18 protein-coding genes are annotated in these 18,729 nt (G+C 52.5%); 17 read left to right on the forward strand and 1 reads right to left on the reverse strand.

The features are described from left to right. The first annotated feature begins 3 nt into the window (after positions 1–3). The 5 genes from lnt to Dpoa2040_RS04035 all read left to right on the forward strand — a co-directional run bounded on the left by lnt (position 4) and on the right by Dpoa2040_RS04035 (position 5,103). On the forward strand, positions 4–1,533 hold the full coding sequence (gene lnt, locus Dpoa2040_RS04015) for an apolipoprotein N-acyltransferase (RefSeq protein WP_168640401.1): 1,530 nt from the start codon (positions 4–6) through the stop codon (positions 1,531–1,533). A 373-nt stretch (positions 1,534–1,906) separates the two neighbouring features. Continuing rightward, positions 1,907–2,800, forward strand: a complete 894-nt coding sequence (locus Dpoa2040_RS04020) for a glutamate/aspartate ABC transporter substrate-binding protein (protein ID WP_168640382.1) — start codon at positions 1,907–1,909, stop codon at positions 2,798–2,800. A gap of 162 nt (positions 2,801–2,962) precedes the next feature. Continuing rightward, positions 2,963–3,703 (forward strand): amino acid ABC transporter permease, encoded by a 741-nt coding sequence (locus tag Dpoa2040_RS04025; RefSeq protein ID WP_042869463.1) that lies wholly within the window; start codon positions 2,963–2,965, stop codon positions 3,701–3,703. Next, on the forward strand, positions 3,704–4,378 hold the full coding sequence (gene gltK, locus Dpoa2040_RS04030) for a glutamate/aspartate ABC transporter permease GltK (protein WP_168640383.1): 675 nt from the start codon (positions 3,704–3,706) through the stop codon (positions 4,376–4,378). It begins immediately after the preceding gene. Next, the gene (locus tag Dpoa2040_RS04035; protein ID WP_168640384.1) at positions 4,378–5,103 is read left to right on the forward strand and encodes an amino acid ABC transporter ATP-binding protein; all 726 of its coding nucleotides are present in this window, start codon (positions 4,378–4,380) and stop codon (positions 5,101–5,103) included. Before gltK ends, Dpoa2040_RS04035 begins: the two co-directional genes overlap by 1 nt. 60 nt (positions 5,104–5,163) lie before the next feature. Here the strand turns inward: Dpoa2040_RS04035 and Dpoa2040_RS04040 are convergent, their stop codons facing one another. Then, the gene (locus tag Dpoa2040_RS04040) at positions 5,164–5,646 is read right to left on the reverse strand and encodes a zinc ribbon-containing protein (protein WP_168640385.1); all 483 of its coding nucleotides are present in this window, start codon (positions 5,644–5,646) and stop codon (positions 5,164–5,166) included. 305 nt (positions 5,647–5,951) lie between these two features. Here Dpoa2040_RS04040 and leuS point away from each other — a divergent pair, with 305 nt between their 5' ends. The 12 genes from leuS (at position 5,952) to lipB (ending at position 18,591) form a co-directional block, all read left to right on the forward strand. Further along, positions 5,952–8,534, forward strand: a complete 2,583-nt coding sequence (leuS, locus tag Dpoa2040_RS04045; RefSeq protein ID WP_168640386.1) for a leucine--tRNA ligase — start codon at positions 5,952–5,954, stop codon at positions 8,532–8,534. Positions 8,535–8,548: 14 nt separating this feature from the next. Next, a complete protein-coding gene (gene lptE / locus Dpoa2040_RS04050; protein WP_168640387.1) occupies positions 8,549–9,103 on the forward strand; it encodes an LPS assembly lipoprotein LptE in 555 nt (184 codons plus the stop codon). After that, complete coding sequence (gene holA / locus Dpoa2040_RS04055; protein ID WP_168640388.1) at positions 9,100–10,131, forward strand: DNA polymerase III subunit delta; 1,032 nt, start codon at positions 9,100–9,102, stop codon at positions 10,129–10,131. The genes lptE and holA overlap by 4 nt, the downstream gene beginning before the upstream one ends. Then, positions 10,121–10,783: a nicotinate-nucleotide adenylyltransferase gene (nadD, locus tag Dpoa2040_RS04060; protein ID WP_168640389.1), complete on the forward strand. Its 663-nt coding sequence runs from the start codon at positions 10,121–10,123 to the stop codon at positions 10,781–10,783. The genes holA and nadD overlap by 11 nt, the downstream gene beginning before the upstream one ends. Before the next feature lie 177 nt (positions 10,784–10,960). Then, positions 10,961–11,278: a ribosome silencing factor gene (rsfS, locus tag Dpoa2040_RS04065; protein WP_168640390.1), complete on the forward strand. Its 318-nt coding sequence runs from the start codon at positions 10,961–10,963 to the stop codon at positions 11,276–11,278. A 1-nt stretch (position 11,279) separates the two neighbouring features. Beyond that, positions 11,280–11,750, forward strand: coding sequence for a 23S rRNA (pseudouridine(1915)-N(3))-methyltransferase RlmH (rlmH, locus tag Dpoa2040_RS04070; RefSeq protein WP_012883860.1), 471 nt, complete (start codon positions 11,280–11,282; stop codon positions 11,748–11,750). Positions 11,751–11,786: 36 nt separating this feature from the next. Next, on the forward strand, positions 11,787–13,697 hold the full coding sequence (mrdA, locus tag Dpoa2040_RS04075) for a peptidoglycan DD-transpeptidase MrdA (protein ID WP_042869447.1): 1,911 nt from the start codon (positions 11,787–11,789) through the stop codon (positions 13,695–13,697). Between the two features lie 7 nt (positions 13,698–13,704). Continuing rightward, a complete protein-coding gene (gene mrdB / locus Dpoa2040_RS04080; protein WP_168640391.1) occupies positions 13,705–14,817 on the forward strand; it encodes a peptidoglycan glycosyltransferase MrdB in 1,113 nt (370 codons plus the stop codon). 9 nt (positions 14,818–14,826) lie between these two features. Beyond that, positions 14,827–15,960, forward strand: coding sequence for an endolytic peptidoglycan transglycosylase RlpA (gene rlpA, locus Dpoa2040_RS04085; RefSeq protein ID WP_168640392.1), 1,134 nt, complete (start codon positions 14,827–14,829; stop codon positions 15,958–15,960). A 179-nt stretch (positions 15,961–16,139) separates the two neighbouring features. Continuing rightward, positions 16,140–17,351 (forward strand): D-alanyl-D-alanine carboxypeptidase DacA, encoded by a 1,212-nt coding sequence (gene dacA, locus Dpoa2040_RS04090; RefSeq protein ID WP_042869441.1) that lies wholly within the window; start codon positions 16,140–16,142, stop codon positions 17,349–17,351. Positions 17,352–17,485: 134 nt separating this feature from the next. Then, positions 17,486–17,749 (forward strand): DUF493 family protein YbeD, encoded by a 264-nt coding sequence (ybeD, locus tag Dpoa2040_RS04095; RefSeq protein ID WP_042869439.1) that lies wholly within the window; start codon positions 17,486–17,488, stop codon positions 17,747–17,749. Between the two features lie 110 nt (positions 17,750–17,859). Then, on the forward strand, positions 17,860–18,591 hold the full coding sequence (lipB, locus tag Dpoa2040_RS04100; protein WP_210423818.1) for a lipoyl(octanoyl) transferase LipB: 732 nt from the start codon (positions 17,860–17,862) through the stop codon (positions 18,589–18,591). The last annotated feature ends 138 nt before the right edge of the window (positions 18,592–18,729 follow it).

The following is an 18,729-nucleotide window of genomic DNA, read 5'->3' on the forward strand; positions in this document are numbered from 1 at the left end:
TTCATGGCAGTCGCCTCATTATTGCAACGCCAGCAGGTTCGCCTCCTGCTGGCGCTTTTATTCGGTGCCTGCGGCACACTGGCGTTTTCTCCTTACGACTTCTGGCCTGCCGCTATTATTTCCCTGATGGGGCTACAAGGCCTGACGCTGAACCGACGCGTACGTCAGTCGGCCGCTATCGGCTTTTGCTGGGGGTTTGGCCTGTTCGGCATCGGTATCCACTGGGTTTACTACAGCATCGCTGATTTTGGTGGTATGCCTGGCCCGATAAATGTCGGTCTGGTGGTGCTGTTGGCGCTCTACTTGTCGCTGTATCCGATGCTGTTTGCCGGGCTGCTTACACGTTTGTGGCCGCAAGCCACTGTCTGGCGGCTGGCACTGGCATCCCCCGTCATGTGGCAGGTCACTGAGCTGTTGCGCGGCTGGGTGCTGACCGGCTTTCCCTGGCTACAATTTGGCTACAGCCAGATTGATGGCCCGCTGAAAGGTATTGCACCAATAGCAGGAGTCGATACCCTCACCTTCCTGCTTATGGTTATCAGCGGTTTGCTGGTGCTGGGGCTGACACAACGCCGCTGGCAGCCCACGCTGATGGCGATTGCCTTATTGATGCTGCCATGGCCGCTGCGCTCGCTTGAATGGTACAAACTGCAACCGGAACGCACAGTTAACGTCGCCATGGTACAAGGGAATATTCCACAGGCATTGAAATGGGACCCGAACGAGCTGTTCAACACGCTGAAAGTCTATTTCGACAACACCCTGTCAGTGATAGACAAAGCCCCGCTAGTAATTTGGCCCGAATCAGCTATTCCGGATGTCGAAATTCGCCAGCAGGACTACCTGACGCAACTGGACGCTATCCTGCGCGAACATCACAGCAGCCTGATTACCGGCATCGTCGATGCTCGCCGGGAAAACAATCGCACCGATTTTTATAACAGCATTATTGTGCTGGGCGATCAGCAACCGTATCGCTACCCCACCGCCAACCGTTACAGCAAACATCATCTGGTGCCGTTTGGCGAATTTGTGCCGCTGGAAACCCTGCTGCGCCCACTGGCACCATTCTTTGATCTGCCGATGTCCGCATTCAGCCGCGGCGATTATCGTCAGCCGCAGTTGATCGTCAACGGCTATCGGCTGACCGCCACTATCTGTTATGAGGTAATCCTGGGGCAACAGGTACGCGACAATTTCCGCGCCGACACCGATATGCTGTTGACCATTTCCAACGATGCCTGGTTCGGCAACTCAATTGGTCCCTGGCAACACTTTCAGATGGCACGGATGCGGGCGCTGGAACTGGGGCGCCCACTGTTGCGATCCACCAACAATGGGGTAACAGCGGTTATCGCGCCTGATGGCAGCATCAACGCCAGCCTGCCTCAGTTCACCCGAAGTGTGCTGGAAACGAACGTAACACCCGCAACCGGCATCACACCTTATGCCAGGTTCGGCTCCTGGCCATTGTGGCTACTGGAAACGCTATTGGGACTCGCCGCGCTGGTACATCGCTCCCGTTCACGCTGATGACAACTTTTACTCTCCAACCAGAAACAAGACATGCTTAGACATGTCTTGTTTCGTTTTTGGCGCATTATTTGCTAACTATTAAGATGAAACGCCTTGCGTTGTACATTTGCAGCCATTCTCAGTCCTGAAACAGCACAACATCAGGGCATGAACTGCACCAAACTAGTGCCATAAGTTTTTTATTGCAGCACTTTGGTGCGGGACGCCTCGCAAAAAACAAACATTCCCGTTTCAATATGTTTACAATCCGCTATTTTTAAATATGGCAGCGTTTTATTCGCTCTTTAGCGGTGCACAACATGGCTGGCCTGAACCCCAGGGCTACATCATCCATGATTGCCATCGTTCACAACAACAAAGGAGTTAAAACATGCAATTGCGTAAACTGGCACTGTCATTATTGTTGATCTCGGTAACCGGAAGTCTGGCCCATGCAGAAGAGCTGACTGGCACCCTGAAAAAAGTCAAAGACAATGGTGTTATCGTTATTGGTCATCGTGAATCGTCAGTGCCGTTTTCCTACTACGACAACCAGCAGAAAGTGGTAGGCTATTCTCAGGCATACTCCGACAAGATTGTTGAAGCGGTCAGGAAAAAACTTGATGCGCCGAACCTGCAAGTAAAACTAATCCCCATTACCTCACAAAACCGTATCCCACTGCTGCAAAACGGCACCTATGATCTGGAATGCGGCTCCACCACCAACAACCTGGAACGCCAGCAGCAAGTCGCCTTCTCCGATACCATATTTATCATCGGCACACGTCTTTTGACCAAGAAAGACTCTGCCATCAAAGATTTCAGCGATCTGGCTGGTAAAGCCGTCGTTGTCACATCCGGCACCACGTCTGAAGTGCTGCTGAACAAGATGAACGAAGAGAAAAAGCTCAACATGCGCATCATCAGCGCCAAAGACCATGGCGACTCGTTCCGCACGCTGGAAAGTGGCCGCGCAGTCGCGTTCATGATGGATGATGCCTTGCTGGCGGGTGAGCGCGCCAAAGCTAAAACCCCGGATGAATGGGTTATCACTGGCACGCCGCAATCCCGCGAAGCCTACGGCTGTATGCTGCGCAAAGACGATGCTCAATTCAAACAACTGGTGGATGCGACCGTAAGCCAGATTCAGACCTCCGGCGAAGCTGAAAAATGGTTCGATACCTGGTTCAAAAAACCGATTCCACCGAAAAACCTGAACATGAACTTTGAGCTGTCCGATGACATGAAAGCTCTGTTCAAAGCACCGAACGATAAGGCGCTATAACCGAATTAATAATGACAATAAAGGGCAGTAATCTGCCTTCCGATTGCTGATTCGTGGCAAGACAGACAGGCGCAGCGTGGCCGTTCCCCATTCTGCGAATCCATGAGCCACTCACCAATCTTCGGGGTAGCGGACGCTACCCTTTTTTTACCGGAGTTCATTATGTCAATAGATTGGAACTGGGGTATTTTCCTGCAACCTGCTCCGTTCGGAAATACCACTTATCTGGGGTGGATTATTTCCGGCCTGCAGGTCACCGTGTCGCTTTCCTTGTGTGCCTGGGTCATCGCCTTCCTGTTGGGTTCACTGCTGGGTATTCTGCGTACCGTCCCGCATCGTCTGCTGGCTGGCATCGGCACCTGCTATGTGGAGATGTTTCGTAATGTACCGTTAATTGTACAGTTTTTTAGCTGGTATCTGGTGGTGCCGGAATTATTGCCAACCAAAATCGGCATGTGGTTTAAGGCTGAGCTGGACCCCAATATTCAGTTTTTCCTCTCTTCCATGTTTTGTCTGGGCATGTTCACCGCTGCGCGTGTGTGCGAGCAAGTGCGGGCAGGCATTCAGTCATTACCACGCGGCCAGAAGGCGGCTGGTCTGGCGATCGGCCTGACGCTTCCCCAAACCTACCGTTATGTCTTGTTACCCAACGCCTATCGGGTCATTGTGCCGCCACTGACCTCGGAAATGCTCAACCTGGTAAAAAACTCCGCCATCGCTTCCACCATTGGTCTGATGGATATGGCGGCTCAGGCTGGCAAACTGCTGGATTATTCTGCCCACGCCTACGAATCGTTCAGCGCAATTACGCTGGCCTATGTTGGCATCAACGTCATCATCATGTTGCTGATGCAGATTGTAGAGCGTAAAACCCGTTTGCCGGGCAACCTGGGGAGCAAATAAATGTATAACTTTGACTGGAGTTCAATTCCGCCCAGCCTGCCCTATTTGATCAATGGAATGGGCGTAACGCTGGAGATCACCCTAACCGCAGTGGTGGTGGGAATCATTTGGGGGACCGTGCTGGCGGTGATGCGCCTGTCGCCTATCAAACCTATCAGTTGGTTTGCCACACTATACGTCAACCTGTTTCGCTCAGTACCGCTGGTCATGGTGCTGTTATGGTTCTACCTGATTGTACCGAGCTTATTACAAAATGTGCTTGGCCTGTCTGCGAAAACCGATATTCGGCTGGTGTCGGCTATGGTAGCCTTTTCGTTGTTCGAGGCGGCCTATTATTCCGAGATTATCCGCGCCGGTATCCAGAGTATTTCTCGCGGCCAGGCTTCAGCAGCGCTGGCGTTGGGAATGACCCACTGGCAATCCATGCAACTGGTGATTCTGCCGCAGGCGTTCCGGGCCATGATACCCTTACTGCTAACTCAGGGTATCGTGCTGTTTCAGGATACCTCGCTGGTGTATGTGCTCAGTCTGGCGGACTTTTTCCGCACTGCATCCACTATCGGTGAACGCGACGGCACCCAGGTAGAAATGATCCTGTTCGCCGGGTTTGTCTATTTTGCTATCAGCCTCTCGGCGTCGATGCTGGTCAATTATTTGAAGAGAAGGACAGTTTGATGATTTTCCTGAAAAATGTTTCTAAATGGTATGGTCAATTTCAGGTGCTGACTGACTGCTCCACTGAAGTGAAAAAAGGTGAAGTAGTGGTGGTTTGCGGACCTTCCGGCTCCGGAAAATCGACTTTAATCAAAACCGTTAACGGCCTGGAACCGATCCAACAAGGTCAGATCGAAGTTAACGGCATCACTGTCAACGATAAACGCACCAATCTGGCACAATTACGCGCCAAAGTCGGTATGGTGTTCCAGCATTTTGAACTGTTCCCTCACTTGTCTATCGTTGACAACCTCACACTGGCGCAGGTGAAGGTCCTCAAGCGCGACAAAGAGGCGGCCCGCGAGAAAGGATTGAAACTGCTGGCGCGTGTCGGTCTGTCCGCCCATGCCAACAAATTCCCTGGGCAGTTGTCCGGCGGCCAGCAACAACGTGTGGCGATCGCTCGCGCCTTGTGTATGGACCCGGTAGCAATGCTATTTGACGAACCGACCTCGGCGCTCGACCCGGAAATGATCAACGAAGTGCTGGACGTGATGGTGGAACTGGCCCAGGAAGGCATGACCATGATGGTGGTGACCCATGAGATGGGGTTCGCCCGCAAGGTGGCGCATCGCGTCATCTTCATGGACGAAGGCAAAATCATTGAAGACACCCGCAAAGAGGACTTCTTTGGTAACCCGCGTTCTGATCGCGCCAAAGATTTTCTGGCAAAAATTCTGCATTAATTTGCCTTGCTTCATTCAAAAACAAGGGGGCGTCGGCACCCTTGTTTTTCTGTGTCCCTCTCAGGGCGAAAACGGCTGACGATGAAACTGGTCATGGCCGCATTTCGGGCATCGCGGCAGCACTTCAGGTGTATAAAAAGCAATGTGGTGGTGACATTGTTCGCACACCAAATTACCGAGTCCGACGATTTCACCACTGCTATATACGCCGTGATGACTCACATCCTTGAACACTTCGCGCCACTCCAGTTGAGTCTTGTCGGTGATATCCGCCAGGTTTTGCCACACACTTTCGCGGACAACACGCACGAACACACTGTCAGAAAAGGTATTCTGGCTCTCCTCGTAACTAAGGGAAAACGCTTCCAGATCACGCTGGAGCGCCAGTATTACCTGTTCAATCTCCTTTTGTGTCAGCTCATTGGTTTCCTGCAACTGACGCCTGGCATCCGACATCAGTTTACCTATGTCCCGCTCGCCGCGACTTAACCATTCGGTAACGGCGGACATCAGCTCCCGGTAATACTGAACCACTTTGCTCATCGTAACTCCTTAGCCTGTAAAGCGCTTATCGACGGGCCTGCTCAGCCTGGACTACGTCCCGCAATAATGCGTAACACTGCCTAGTGTAGATGATTTTTCCGATGCCACCGGGAGCCGCTTCCCAATACTCAGTATTTGGCCACATCCTACAGCGTTCTTCGTTACCTAAAGCCGTATAAATCAGCCACTGAGCGCCTCAAGCGGTTGTTGAGCCAGTCGCTTATCAGCTATGCTATGCGGATCTTTTAAAATGAAACAAAACATGCTACTGAGGTAGCAATTTTCACTAAGGACCACTGGCAGCCATGCAAGAGCAATACCGCCCAGAAGAGATCGAAGCGCACGTCCAGCTTCACTGGCAAGAAAAACAGACTTTCAAAGTGACCGAAGAACCCGGCAAGGAAAAATACTATTGTCTTTCCATGCTGCCTTATCCTTCTGGCCGTCTACACATGGGCCATGTGCGTAACTACACCATCGGCGACGTGATCTCCCGCTACCAGCGTATGCTGGGCAAAAACGTGCTGCAGCCAATCGGCTGGGACGCCTTCGGCCTGCCAGCAGAAGGCGCGGCGGTGAAAAACAAGACGGCACCGGCGCCCTGGACCTACGCCAATATCGAATACATGAAAAACCAGCTGAAACTGCTGGGTTTCGGTTATGACTGGGATCGCGAAGTAGCAACGTGTAAGCCGGATTACTACCGTTGGGAACAGTGGTTTTTCACCAAATTGTACGAAAAAGGCTTGGTTTACAAAAAAACCTCAGCGGTAAACTGGTGCCCTAACGACCAGACCGTACTGGCCAACGAGCAGGTGATCGATGGTTGTTGCTGGCGTTGCGATACCAAAGTAGAACGCAAGGAAATCCCCCAGTGGTTTATCAAAATCACCGCTTATGCCGATGAGTTGCTCAACGACCTCGATACGCTGGAAAGCTGGCCGGAGCAAGTCAAAACCATGCAGCGAAACTGGATTGGTCGCTCTGAAGGGGTGGAAATCACTTTCCGGATTGCGGACGGCGACGATACGCTGACAGTTTACACTACGCGTCCAGATACCTTCATGGGCGTAACCTATGTCGCCGTAGCGGCAGGTCACCCGCTGGCGTTAAAAGCGGCGAAAAACAATCCGACGCTGCAAGACTTCATCGCTGAATGCCGCAACACCAAAGTAGCGGAAGCCGACATGGCAACGATGGAGAAAAAAGGCGTCGCCACCGGTCTGTTCGCCATCCACCCGCTGACCGGCGAAAACGTACCGGTATGGGCCGCCAACTTCGTGCTGATGGAGTACGGCACCGGTGCGGTAATGGCAGTACCGGGGCATGACCAACGCGACTGGGAATTCGCCCACAAATATAACCTGCCGGTGAAGCCGGTTATTCTGGCAACAGATGGCAGCGAGCCGGATCTGTCCGCTCAGGCGCAGACTGAAAAAGGTCGCTTGTTTAATTCCGGTGAATTTGACGGCCTGGATTTTGACGCCGCGTTCAACGCCATTGCCGACAAGCTCGTGTCGTTGGGTGTTGGTCAACGTAAGGTCAATTACCGTCTGCGTGACTGGGGCGTATCCCGTCAACGTTACTGGGGTGCGCCTATCCCGATGGTGACGCTGGAAGACGGCACGGTAATCCCAACACCGGAAGACCAGTTGCCGGTCATTCTGCCGGAAGACGTGGTCATGGACGGCATCACCAGCCCGATTAAAGCCGATCCTGAATGGGCCAAAACCACGGTCAACGGTCAGCCGGCACTGCGTGAAACCGACACCTTCGATACCTTCATGGAGTCGTCATGGTATTACGCACGTTATACCTGCCCACAATATGATCAAGGGATGCTCGATCCAGCTGCTGCTAACTACTGGCTACCGGTAGATCAGTATGTCGGTGGTATCGAACACGCCATCATGCATCTGATGTATTTCCGCTTCTTCCACAAGCTGATGCGTGACGCAGGTCTGGTGAACTCCAATGAACCAGCGAAACGCCTGCTGTGCCAGGGGATGGTGCTGGCCGATGCCTTCTATTATCCTGGCAACAACGGCGAGCGTATCTGGGTCTCACCGGTCGACGTTACGCTGGAGCGCGATGATAAAGGCCGCATTATCAAAGCGTTCGACAACGAAGGTCGTGAACTGGTGTATGCCGGTATGAGCAAGATGTCGAAATCCAAAAACAACGGCATTGACCCTCAAGTGATGGTGGAACGCTACGGTGCCGACACCGTGCGCCTGTTCATGATGTTCGCGTCTCCGGCAGAAATGACGTTGGAGTGGCAGGAGTCCGGTGTTGAAGGGGCCAACCGCTTCCTGAAGCGCGTATGGAAACAGGTCTATGACCACACCGGAAAAGGCGCTACCCAACCACTGGATGCAGCGACACTGACAGAAGAGCAGAAAGCGCTGCGTCGAGACCTGCACAAAACCATCGCCAAGGTGACTGACGATATCGGTCGTCGCCAAACTTTCAACACCGCTATCGCAGCGATTATGGAGTTGATGAACAAGCTGGCTAAAGCGTCGCAAGAATCTGAACAGGATCGCGCGCTGACGCAGGAAACATTGCTGGCAGTGGTGCGGATGCTGTACCCGTTCACCCCGCACGCCTGTTTCGTGCTGTGGAATGAACTGAAAGGCGAAGGCGACATCGATCAGGCGCCCTGGCCGGTCGCAGACGAGCAGGCAATGGTCGAGGATTCCCGTCTGGTCGTGGTGCAGGTCAACGGTAAAGTCCGCGGCAAGATTACTGTGGCAGCCGATGCCACCGAACAGCAGGTTCGTGAGCGTGCAGCACAGGAACCGCTGGTGGCAAAATATCTGGATGGCGTGACTGTCCGCAAGGTGATTTTCGTTCCGGGCAAACTGCTTAACCTGGTTGTAGGTTAAGGCAAGGAGGTACTGTGCGACACCCGTTTCTAACGCTGGTGCTGGGGCTGGCGGTCTTAATGACCGCCAGTTGCGGCTTTCATCTGCGCGGCACGACTCAACTCCCCACGCAGTTGCATAATCTGATTCTAGATAGCGGCGATCCCTATGGCCCGACGACCAGAGCTATTCGTGAGCAGTTGCGTCTTAACAATATCCAGGTGTCTGAAGACACTAAACGTAAGGACATTCCGTCACTGCGTTATCTGGGCGAAACCCTGTCACGCAGCACGGTCTCCATTTTCCAGGACGGAAAAACGGCAGAGTATCAATTTGTTATGGAGCTGAAAGCACAAGTGCTGATTCCAGGGGACGATATTTATCCACTGAATGTGACGGTTTTCCGTTCCTTCTTTGATAATCCACTCGCTGCCTTAGCTAAAGAGGCCGAACAGGAGATTATCCTGCAGGAAATGCGTCAACAGGCAGCTCAGCAACTGGTGCGTAAGCTATTGACCATCAAAGGCAGCCAGAACATAAAAAGCAATCAGCAAGCGACTGCTAAGACTGTGACTCCGGCGCACCAATGATTCGTCTCTATCCCGAACAACTCACCGCGCAGCTCCATGAGGGGCTGCGCGGTTGCTATCTGTTGTTTGGCAATGAACCGTTATTGCTGCAAGAAAGCCAGGATCAGATCCGTACTACCGCCCGTCAGCAGGATTTTCTGGAGCATTTCAGTTTCACGCTGGATAACAGCACCGACTGGGATGGCATTTTTTCTACCTGTCAGGCACTCAGTTTGTTCGCCTCTCGCCAGACCCTGTTGTTGATACTGACAGACGCCGGTCCCGGCGCCCCTGCCAGCGAGCAACTGGTCAAGCTCTCCACGTTGCTACATTCCGATATTCTGTTGATAGTAAGAGGCAGTAAGCTCTCTAAAGCACAGGAAAACAGCGCCTGGTTTAAAGCGTTATCACAGCAGGGCGTGTACGTTCCTTGTATGACGCCCGAACAGGAACAGCTTCCCCGTTGGGTAGCGCAACGCGCTAAACACATGAAACTGGAACTGGATGACGCCGCCAGTCAGCTAATTTGCTATTGTTATGAAGGAAATATGCTGGCGTTAGTACAGGCGCTGGAGCGATTATCGCTGCTGTATCCGGACGGCAAACTGACGTTGCCGCGAGTCGAACAAGCAGTGAATGATGCTGCTCACTTTACGCCATTCCACTGGCTGGATGCGCTTCTCGGCGGCAAAAGCAAGCGAGCATGGCACATTTTGCAGCAATTACGTCTGGAAGATTGCGAACCGGTTATCCTGCTGCGCACCGTACAGCGGGAATTATTGCTGTTGCTACAGCTAAAACGGCACATAGCAACCACACCGTTGCGCACCCTGCTTGACCAGCACAAGATATGGCAAAACCGTCGGCCACTACTGACGCAGGCATTGCAACGCCTGTCGTTGACGCAATTACAGCAAGCGATTACCCTGCTGAGCCGACTGGAGATCACTCTGAAGCAAAATTATGGGCAACCGGTCTGGGCCGAACTGGAAACGCTGTCGATGATATTGTGCGGTAAAGCGCTGCCTGACAGCCTGCTTGAGGTATAGTGATTTGGTTATCCCCCCTCTGACCGCCTACTTTGGCGGCACGTTTGACCCGATTCACTACGGGCATCTGCGTCCAGCCGCTGCGCTGGCGCAGGAAACCGGCCTTCAGCATGTTATTCTGCTGCCTAATAACGTACCGCCACACCGAGAACAGCCAGAAGCCAGCGCTACCCAGCGCAAAACCATGGTCGAACTGGCGATACGCGGTAATCCGTTGTTTCAGGTCGATGATCGTGAACTGCAGCGCGCTACGCCGTCGTACACCATTGATACGCTGGAAACGCTGCGCGTTGAAAAAAGCGACAGTGCGCCTCTGGCATTCATTATTGGTCAGGACTCACTGCTGACGTTGCATCGCTGGCATCGCTGGCAGGAAATACTGGATTACTGTCATCTGCTGGTGTGTGCCCGCCCTGGCTATCGTCAGCAATTGGATACCGCCGAGCTAGAGTCCTGGCTGGCCGACCATCAGACCGATGATGCTGAACAGTTACACCGCCAGCGTCATGGGCTGATTTACCTCGCCCATACGCCGTTCGTATCGATTTCGGCCACTGAAATCCGTCAGCGTCGGCAACAGGGCATCGACTGCCATGACCTGTTGCCTGAAAGTGTGCTGAAGTACATTGACACACAAGGACTCTACCTATAGCTACGCGTCGATACCACTCACTATAAGGCCGTGATATACTCCGCCGCTGGTTTCAGCCGCAGGAAAATCATCTGCCCTGCCGCCTCACTTTCGTAGCGGAGAAACGGCTGTTCTCACTGATGCCACCAAGCCAGTCCGCGTAACCGGCTGATTAACCACTTATCAAAGGGGGAACCTTTGCAAGGCCAAGCACTCCAAGATTTCGTTATTGATAAACTAGACGATTTGAAAGGTCAGGATATCGTAACCCTTGATGTAAAAGGGAAATCCAGTATCACTGACTGCATGATTATTTGCACTGGTACATCCAGCCGTCATGTCACCTCCATCGCCGATCATGTTGTGCAGGAATCCCGCGCTGCCGGGCTGATGCCACTGGGCGTTGAAGGCGAAAACGACGCCGATTGGGTAGTGGTAGACCTCGGTGATGTGATCGTACATGTGATGCAGGAAGAAAGCCGCCACCTGTACGAACTGGAAAAACTCTGGGGCTGATATGAAGCTGCAACTGGTCGCCGTCGGTACCAAGATGCCTGACTGGGTGCAGACAGGTTTTACCGATTATCTTCGCCGATTTCCTAAAGACATGCCGTTTGAACTAGTAGAGATTCCGGCAGGTAAGCGTGGGAAAAACGCAGATATCAAACGGATTCTGGAACGCGAAGGCGAATTGATGCTGGCAGCCGTAGGTAAAGGCAACCGTATCGTGACGCTGGATATTCCTGGCTCACGCTGGGAAACGCCACAGTTGGCGCAACAGCTGGAACGCTGGAAACAGGACGGACGCGACATCAGCCTGCTGATTGGCGGCCCGGAAGGGTTGGCACCTCAATGCAAGGCTGCTGCGGAGCAAAGTTGGTCGCTATCGCCGCTCACGCTGCCGCATCCGCTGGTGCGCGTATTGGTGGCGGAAAGTTTGTACCGAGCCTGGAGCATTACCACTAATCATCCTTACCATCGGGAGTAAGGCAGATGACGAACCCTGTGAAGTAGCAATCGCTGGATGAACATAGAACGTAAACCCTTTCGTGACTATACGGCTGAAGCAGCCCTATTTGTACGCCGGGCGCTGGTCGCGTTCCTGGGTATTCTGCTGCTAAGCGGTATTCTGGTGGCTAACCTATACCACCTGCAGGTTTTACGTTTTGACGATTATCGTACCCGCTCGAACGAAAACCGTATCAAACTGGTGCCGATTGCCCCCAGCCGCGGCATCATCTATGACCGCAACGGCACCCCTCTGGCACTCAACCGCACCATCTACCAGTTGGAACTGATTCCCGAAAAGGTCAACAATCTGGAAGAGACCTTGCAGGCGCTCAAATCAGTCATCGACCTGACTGATGAAGATATTGATAACTTTAGAAAAGAGCGTAAGCGCTCACGCCGTTTCACTTCCATCCCGGTCAAAACCGGTCTGACCGAAGTGCAGGTGGCGAGCTTTGCCGTCAACCAGTACCGTTTCCCCGGTGTGGAAGTCAAAGGTTACCAACGCCGTTACTATCCTTACGGTGCTGCCCTGACCCATGTCATCGGCTATGTTTCCAAAATCAACGATAAAGATCTGGAACGGCTCGATCAGGAAGGTAAGCTGGCAGACTACGCAGCGACTCACGACATCGGCAAACTCGGCATCGAGCGCTATTACGAAGATGTGCTGCATGGCAAACCGGGCTATGAAGAAGTGGAAGTCAATAACCGTGGCCGCGTGATCCGTCAGTTGCACGAGCAGCCTCCACAGGCCGGTAAAGATATCACCCTGACGCTGGATCTCAATCTCCAGCTTTATATCGAAAAACTACTGACGGGCAGCCGTGCCGCTGTAGTCGTGACCGACCCGAAAGAGGCGTCTATTCTGGCAATGGTCTCTACACCCAGCTATGACCCGAACCTGTTTGTGGACGGCATTTCCAGTAAGACTTACCACGCCTTGCTAAATGATCCTAACCGCCCACTTATCAACCGCGCGACGCAAGGGGTTTATCCACCTGCTTCTACCGTCAAACCTTATATTGCCGTGTCTGCGCTCAGTTCCGGAGTCATCACTCCCTATACATCGCTATTCGACCCTGGTTGGTGGCAACTGCCTGGTTCAGAAAAACGTTTTCGTGACTGGAAAAAATGGGGACATGGCCGTTTAAACCTGACCAAATCACTGGAAGAGTCTGCCGATACCTTCTTCTATCAGGTTGCCTATGACATGGGGATTGACCGTTTGTCGGAATGGATGAACAAATTTGGTTACGGGCAGCGAACAGGGATTGATTTGTCTGACAAAGAAGAAAGTCCAGGCATCATGCCGACGCGTGAATGGAAAATGAAGCGTTATAAAAAACCCTGGTACCAAGGGGATACCATTCCTGTCGGCATCGGTCAGGGTTACTGGACCGCAACACCGATTCAAATGCTCAAGGCGCTGACTACGCTTATTAATGACGGTCAGGTGAAAACACCACACCTGCTCAACAGCACACAGGAAAATAATACTCAGGTGCCATACCGTCAATCGCAACACCAGCAAATCGGTGATATCCGCTCTGGTTACTGGGAGATTGTCAAAGACGGCATGTACGGCGTAGCCAACCGCCCTAACGGCACTGCCCACAAGTTCTTCGCTGACGCGCCATATAAGATTGCCGCTAAATCAGGTACGGCACAGGTCTTCGGCCTGAAGGAAAACGAAACCTATAACGCAAACCGGATTGCCGAGCGACTGCGCGACCACAAACTGATGGTGGCATTCGCCCCTTACAACAATCCGAAAGTCGCCATGTCCATCATTCTGGAAAACGGCGGTGCAGGGCCAGCCATCGGGACCATTGTGCGTCAGATCCTCGACCATATTATGCTGGGCGACAACAATACCAACCTGCCGGATGCGCCGCCGTCGCCGCCGGGCAGTGAAACCGAGTAGAGACACCATGACAGACAGTCAACAAAAAGGCTCAATCTGGACCAAAATGCACATTGACCTGCCTTTCCTTCTGTGTGTAATGGCGTTGCTGGGCTATAGCCTGTTCGTCATGTGGAGCGCCAGCGGGCAGGACATCGGCATGATGGAGCGAAAAGCGGCCCAATGCGTGTTGGGGCTGGTCGTCATGATAGGCATGGCGCAAATTCCGCCGCGAGTCTATGAGAGCTGGGCACCTTACCTGTACATTTTCTGTTTTATTCTGTTGGTCATGGTGGATGTCTTTGGTCAGATCAGTAAAGGGGCGCAGCGCTGGCTCGACTTAGGCGTGGTGCGTTTCCAGCCATCGGAAATTGCCAAAATCGCCGTGCCGCTGATGGTAGCTCGCTACATCAACCGCGACATGTGCCCGCCGTCGCTAAAAAATACCGGTATCGCACTGGTGTTGACCTTCGCCCCTACCATGCTGGTAGCCGCACAACCAGACCTTGGCACCGCTATCCTGATTTGTGCGTCTGGTCTGTTCGTCCTGTTCCTTGCTGGCATGAGCTGGCGGTTGATAGCGATTGCCGCCATTTTGCTGGCCGCATTCATTCCCGTGCTCTGGTTCTTCCTGATGCATGATTATCAACGCGACCGTATCATGATGCTGCTTGATCCAGAAACCGACCCGCTCGGCGCAGGCTACCATATTATTCAGTCGAAGATTGCTATCGGCTCCGGAGGCCTCTCTGGCAAAGGCTGGCTGCAAGGAACTCAGTCGCAGTTAGAATTTTTGCCGGAACGTCATACCGATTTCATTTTTGCCGTGCTGGCAGAAGAGTTAGGACTTATCGGCGTGCTGATCCTGCTGGCGCTCTATCTGTTCCTGATCATGCGTGGACTGGTGATTGCCGCCAATGCCCAAACATCGTTTGGCCGGGTGATGGTCGGTGGCATGATGCTGATCTTTTTCGTGTATGTGTTTGTTAACATCGGCATGGTGAGTGGTATTCTGCCGGTGGTCGGCGTGCCATTACCGCTGGTCAGTTATGGCGGGTCGGCGCTGGTGGTCTTGATGGCGGGATTCGGTATCGTGATGTCGATACACACTCACCGCAAAATGTTATCCAAGAATTTATAGAGGTGAGCAATGCGTAAGGATTGGGTTTGGATTGGTGCGATCAGCCTGGCTCTGGCAGGTTGTGCCGTGACGGAGCAACCTCAGACTCACTCACCGCAGGCCACGACATACAACGGCCCGGTGGAAGAAATCGGCGGCGTGGAGCCGCGTTACGAACCATTTAACCCCGCCAACATGCAGGATTACAGCATGAATGGCAAAACCTATCATATTGTCAAAAATCCGGAAAACTTCAGTGAAAGCGGGTTCGCCGCCTGGCATGATCGCGAGTCTGTCGGCAACCGCACAGCAACCGGTGAAGAATTTGATGTCAATGCCATGGCCGCCGCTCACCCTACCCTGCCAATCCCCAGTTATGTGCGTGTAACCAACCTCAGTAATGGCCGCCGACTGGTGGTTCGCATCAATGATCGTGGACCTTATACGCCGGGCAGAATCATCGATCTGACTAAAGGCGCGGCAGACCGCCTTAACTTGTCTAACAACACCAAGGTGAAAGTAGATTTCATCAATGTCGCGCCGGACGGCTCGCTTTCAGGACCAGGAACCATCGGCACCCGTGTTGCCAAACAGAGTTTTGCCTTACCGTCACGCCCGACGCTGGGTTCCAGCGGTCTGGGAACGCCGATGATGGAAAGCGCACCGCCAACCGCAGCCCCAGTGAAACCAATCAGTAATGCTACGTTGGCTCCATCATCAAATAGTGGCAACAGCATCGTTAGCGGCACTACGTCTATCAATAGCGCTGGCTCATCGACCACAGGCAGTTTCCTCGGTGCGCCTAAGCCATTGCCCAGCGGCGTGCTGGAAGGGTCGGAACCGGTCTCAACGCATTCAGCACCGGTTGCCGTAGCGCCGGTTGCCGCACCATCACGCCCATTGTCACAATCAGCCATCCCAGCCGGTTCCGGCAACATTGTGGTACAAGTTGGCGCACTGAGTGACCAACAACGAGCGCAAACCTGGCTCAAGAGCCTGAACGAACGTTTTCGCGTTCCCGGAAAAATCACTCTGAATAACAGCTTGTACCGAATTCAGTTAGGCCCATTCCAGAGCCGTCAGCAAGCTGTCGACCTGCAACAGCGCCTTTCCAGCGAAGCGCAGCAACCGTCATTTGTCACTACCGTGTCTGGTGCACAGTAACGAATTTACAGTCGAAAGAGGGATAAATTCCCTCTTTCTTTATCCACACAAGCGATAACCTTGTCGCCTTCGGTGATCGGCAAAATCGCGTAACGCATTGTCTGGTGCCGCCCCGATTTTCATCTGCTATAGTGTGGCTCGTTTTTTAACTTATACCCACGGATGTTGTTGTTCCAATCATGAAAACAGTAATCACGTCTTGTTTTACCAAACGTATTGCGCTCGGCACGTTGCTCGCCATTAGTGCATCCACATTCGCCTACGCAGACGACATTAATCTGAAAACCATGATTCCTGCCGTCCCGGATATTGATGCCGAAGCGTACATCCTGATTGATTACAACTCAGGTAAAGTACTGGCGGAAAAGAACGCCGACACCCGTCGCAACCCTGCCAGCCTGACCAAAATGATGACCAGTTATGTAATCGGTCAGGCGATTAAATCCGGAAAAATCAGCCCGAACGACGTCGTAACGATTGGCAAAGATGCCTGGGCTACCGGCAACCCTGATTTTCAGGGTTCCTCACTGATGTTCCTCAAACCGGGTGATCGCGTGCCGGTTTATTTGCTGAACAAAGGGATTATTCTGCAATCCGGCAACGATGCCTGTGTAGCCATGGCAGATTACGTGGCAGGCAGTCAGGATGCGTTCGTCAACCTGATGAATGGTTACGTCAAGGCATTGGGATTGCAGAATACCAACTTCAAAACCGTTCATGGTCTGGATGCGGAAGGACAATTCAGTTCAGCCCGTGACATGGCACTGATTGGTCAGGCGTTGATTCGTGATGTACCGGACGAATACGCGACCTATAAAGAGAAAGAATTTACCTTCAACAATATCCGCCAGTTGAACCGCAATGGCCTGTTGTGGGATAGCAGCCTGGCTGTTGATGGCATCAAAACCGGCCACACGTCATCTGCCGGTTACAATCTGGTAGCCTCTGCAACCGAAGGCCAGATGCGCCTGATCTCCGCGGTTCTGGGAGGGCGCACTTTCAAAGGGCGTGAAGCGGAAAGTAAGAAACTGCTGACCTGGGGTTTCCGCTTCTTTGAAACCGTAGCGCCACTGAAAACCGGTAAAGAATTTGCATCCGAACCGGTCTGGTTCGGCAATAGTGATCGGGTATCGTTGGGTGTGGATAAAGATGTTTACATCACTATCCCACGCGGTCGCATGAAAGATCTGAAAGCCAGTTATGTTCTCACCAATACAGAGCTACATGCGCCACTGGCTAAAAACCAGGTGGTCGGTACTATTAACTTCCAACTGGATGGCAAGGTGATCGACCAGCGTCCACTGGTAGTGATGAACGAAGTCAAAGAAGGCGGTATCTTCGGACGTCTGTTCGATTACATCAAATTGATGTTCCACCGCTGGTTCAGTTGATCCCCCTTGAATCCTGAGCAATCACCCTTATGTTGCTCACTTAAGGATTGATCGACCATCTTTAAGTCATACTTAACACTCCCGCTTCGGCGGGAGTAATAATTTCTGTGTTAATGAATAACTCTGGAGTCACCATGAAAACCAAACTCAACGAATTGCTTGAATTTCCATGCTCATTTACCTACAAGGTCATGGGGCTGGCAAAACCGGAGCTGGTAGATCAGGTTGTGGAAGTGGTTCAGCGCCATGCTCCCGGTGACTACACCCCACAAGTTAAGCCCAGCACCAAAGGCAACTACCATTCAGTGTCGATCACTATCATCGCCACCCATATTGAGCAGGTTGAGACACTGTACGAAGAACTGGGCAATATTGATATCGTGCGTGTAGTACTGTAATGCGCCCGACTCTCCGACCTTGTCTCCTTTATCCGGAGACAAGCAAGGAAACCGCTATTCGCTCCAGCATCCCCCCGCTATAATTACGTTTATTTCTTCTTCACCCGGCGATGACACTCTTGCAACAGGATACGATCATAGTACGTGACACGATCATCGTGCGCCAGTTGGGCGTACAGCCTTACGAACCGGTGTCGCAGGCTATGCACACTTTTACCGAGCAACGGGACAGCAGCAGTCTTGATGAGTTATGGCTGGTGCAGCATCTGCCCGTTTTCACTCAGGGACAAGCGGGAAAAGCCGAACACGTGCTGATGCCCGGCAATATTCCGGTGATTCAGAGTGATCGCGGTGGCCAGGTTACGTATCACGGTCCAGGTCAACAGGTCATGTATGTGCTTGTTGATATCAAACGCCGTAAGGTTAGCGTACGCCAGTTGGTAACCGCTATCGAGAATACCGTCGTTAATACACTGGCACATTTTGCGATTGATGCGCACGCCCGTCCCGATGCTCCCGGCGTCTATGTCGGTGAGCGTAAAATTTGCTCACTGGGCTTACGTATCCGCCATGGTTGTTCATTCCATGGTCTGGCACTGAACATTGCCATGGACTTGTCTCCTTTCCTGCGCATCAATCCTTGTGGCTATGCCGGCATGAGCATGACCCAGCTCAGTGAGCTGGCTCCCGACGCAACGTTGACTAAAACGGCTCCAGTCATGGTGAAAGCGTTTATGGATCTGCTGGGCTACCAGCACCAGGAATGGTTGGACTGGAACTGGCCGCAACAGGGAGAACCACACCCGCAAAGTACCGAGCATAGCGTAAGCTCAGGTCATTAATTACATTTTATTTACATTGTTTCTGCATTTTGTTGCTCTGTGACTGCTCGCCAGAGCGCAAAGATGATATAATTTTGTGAGTTTTTTTAAAAAAAATTTTAATAACTCACGTAATCCAATGAATTTTAGATAAATTCA

The organism is Dickeya sp. CFBP 2040, assembly GCF_012273755.1.
In the GTDB taxonomy this organism is placed as follows: Bacteria; Pseudomonadota; Gammaproteobacteria; order Enterobacterales; family Enterobacteriaceae; genus Dickeya; species Dickeya poaceiphila.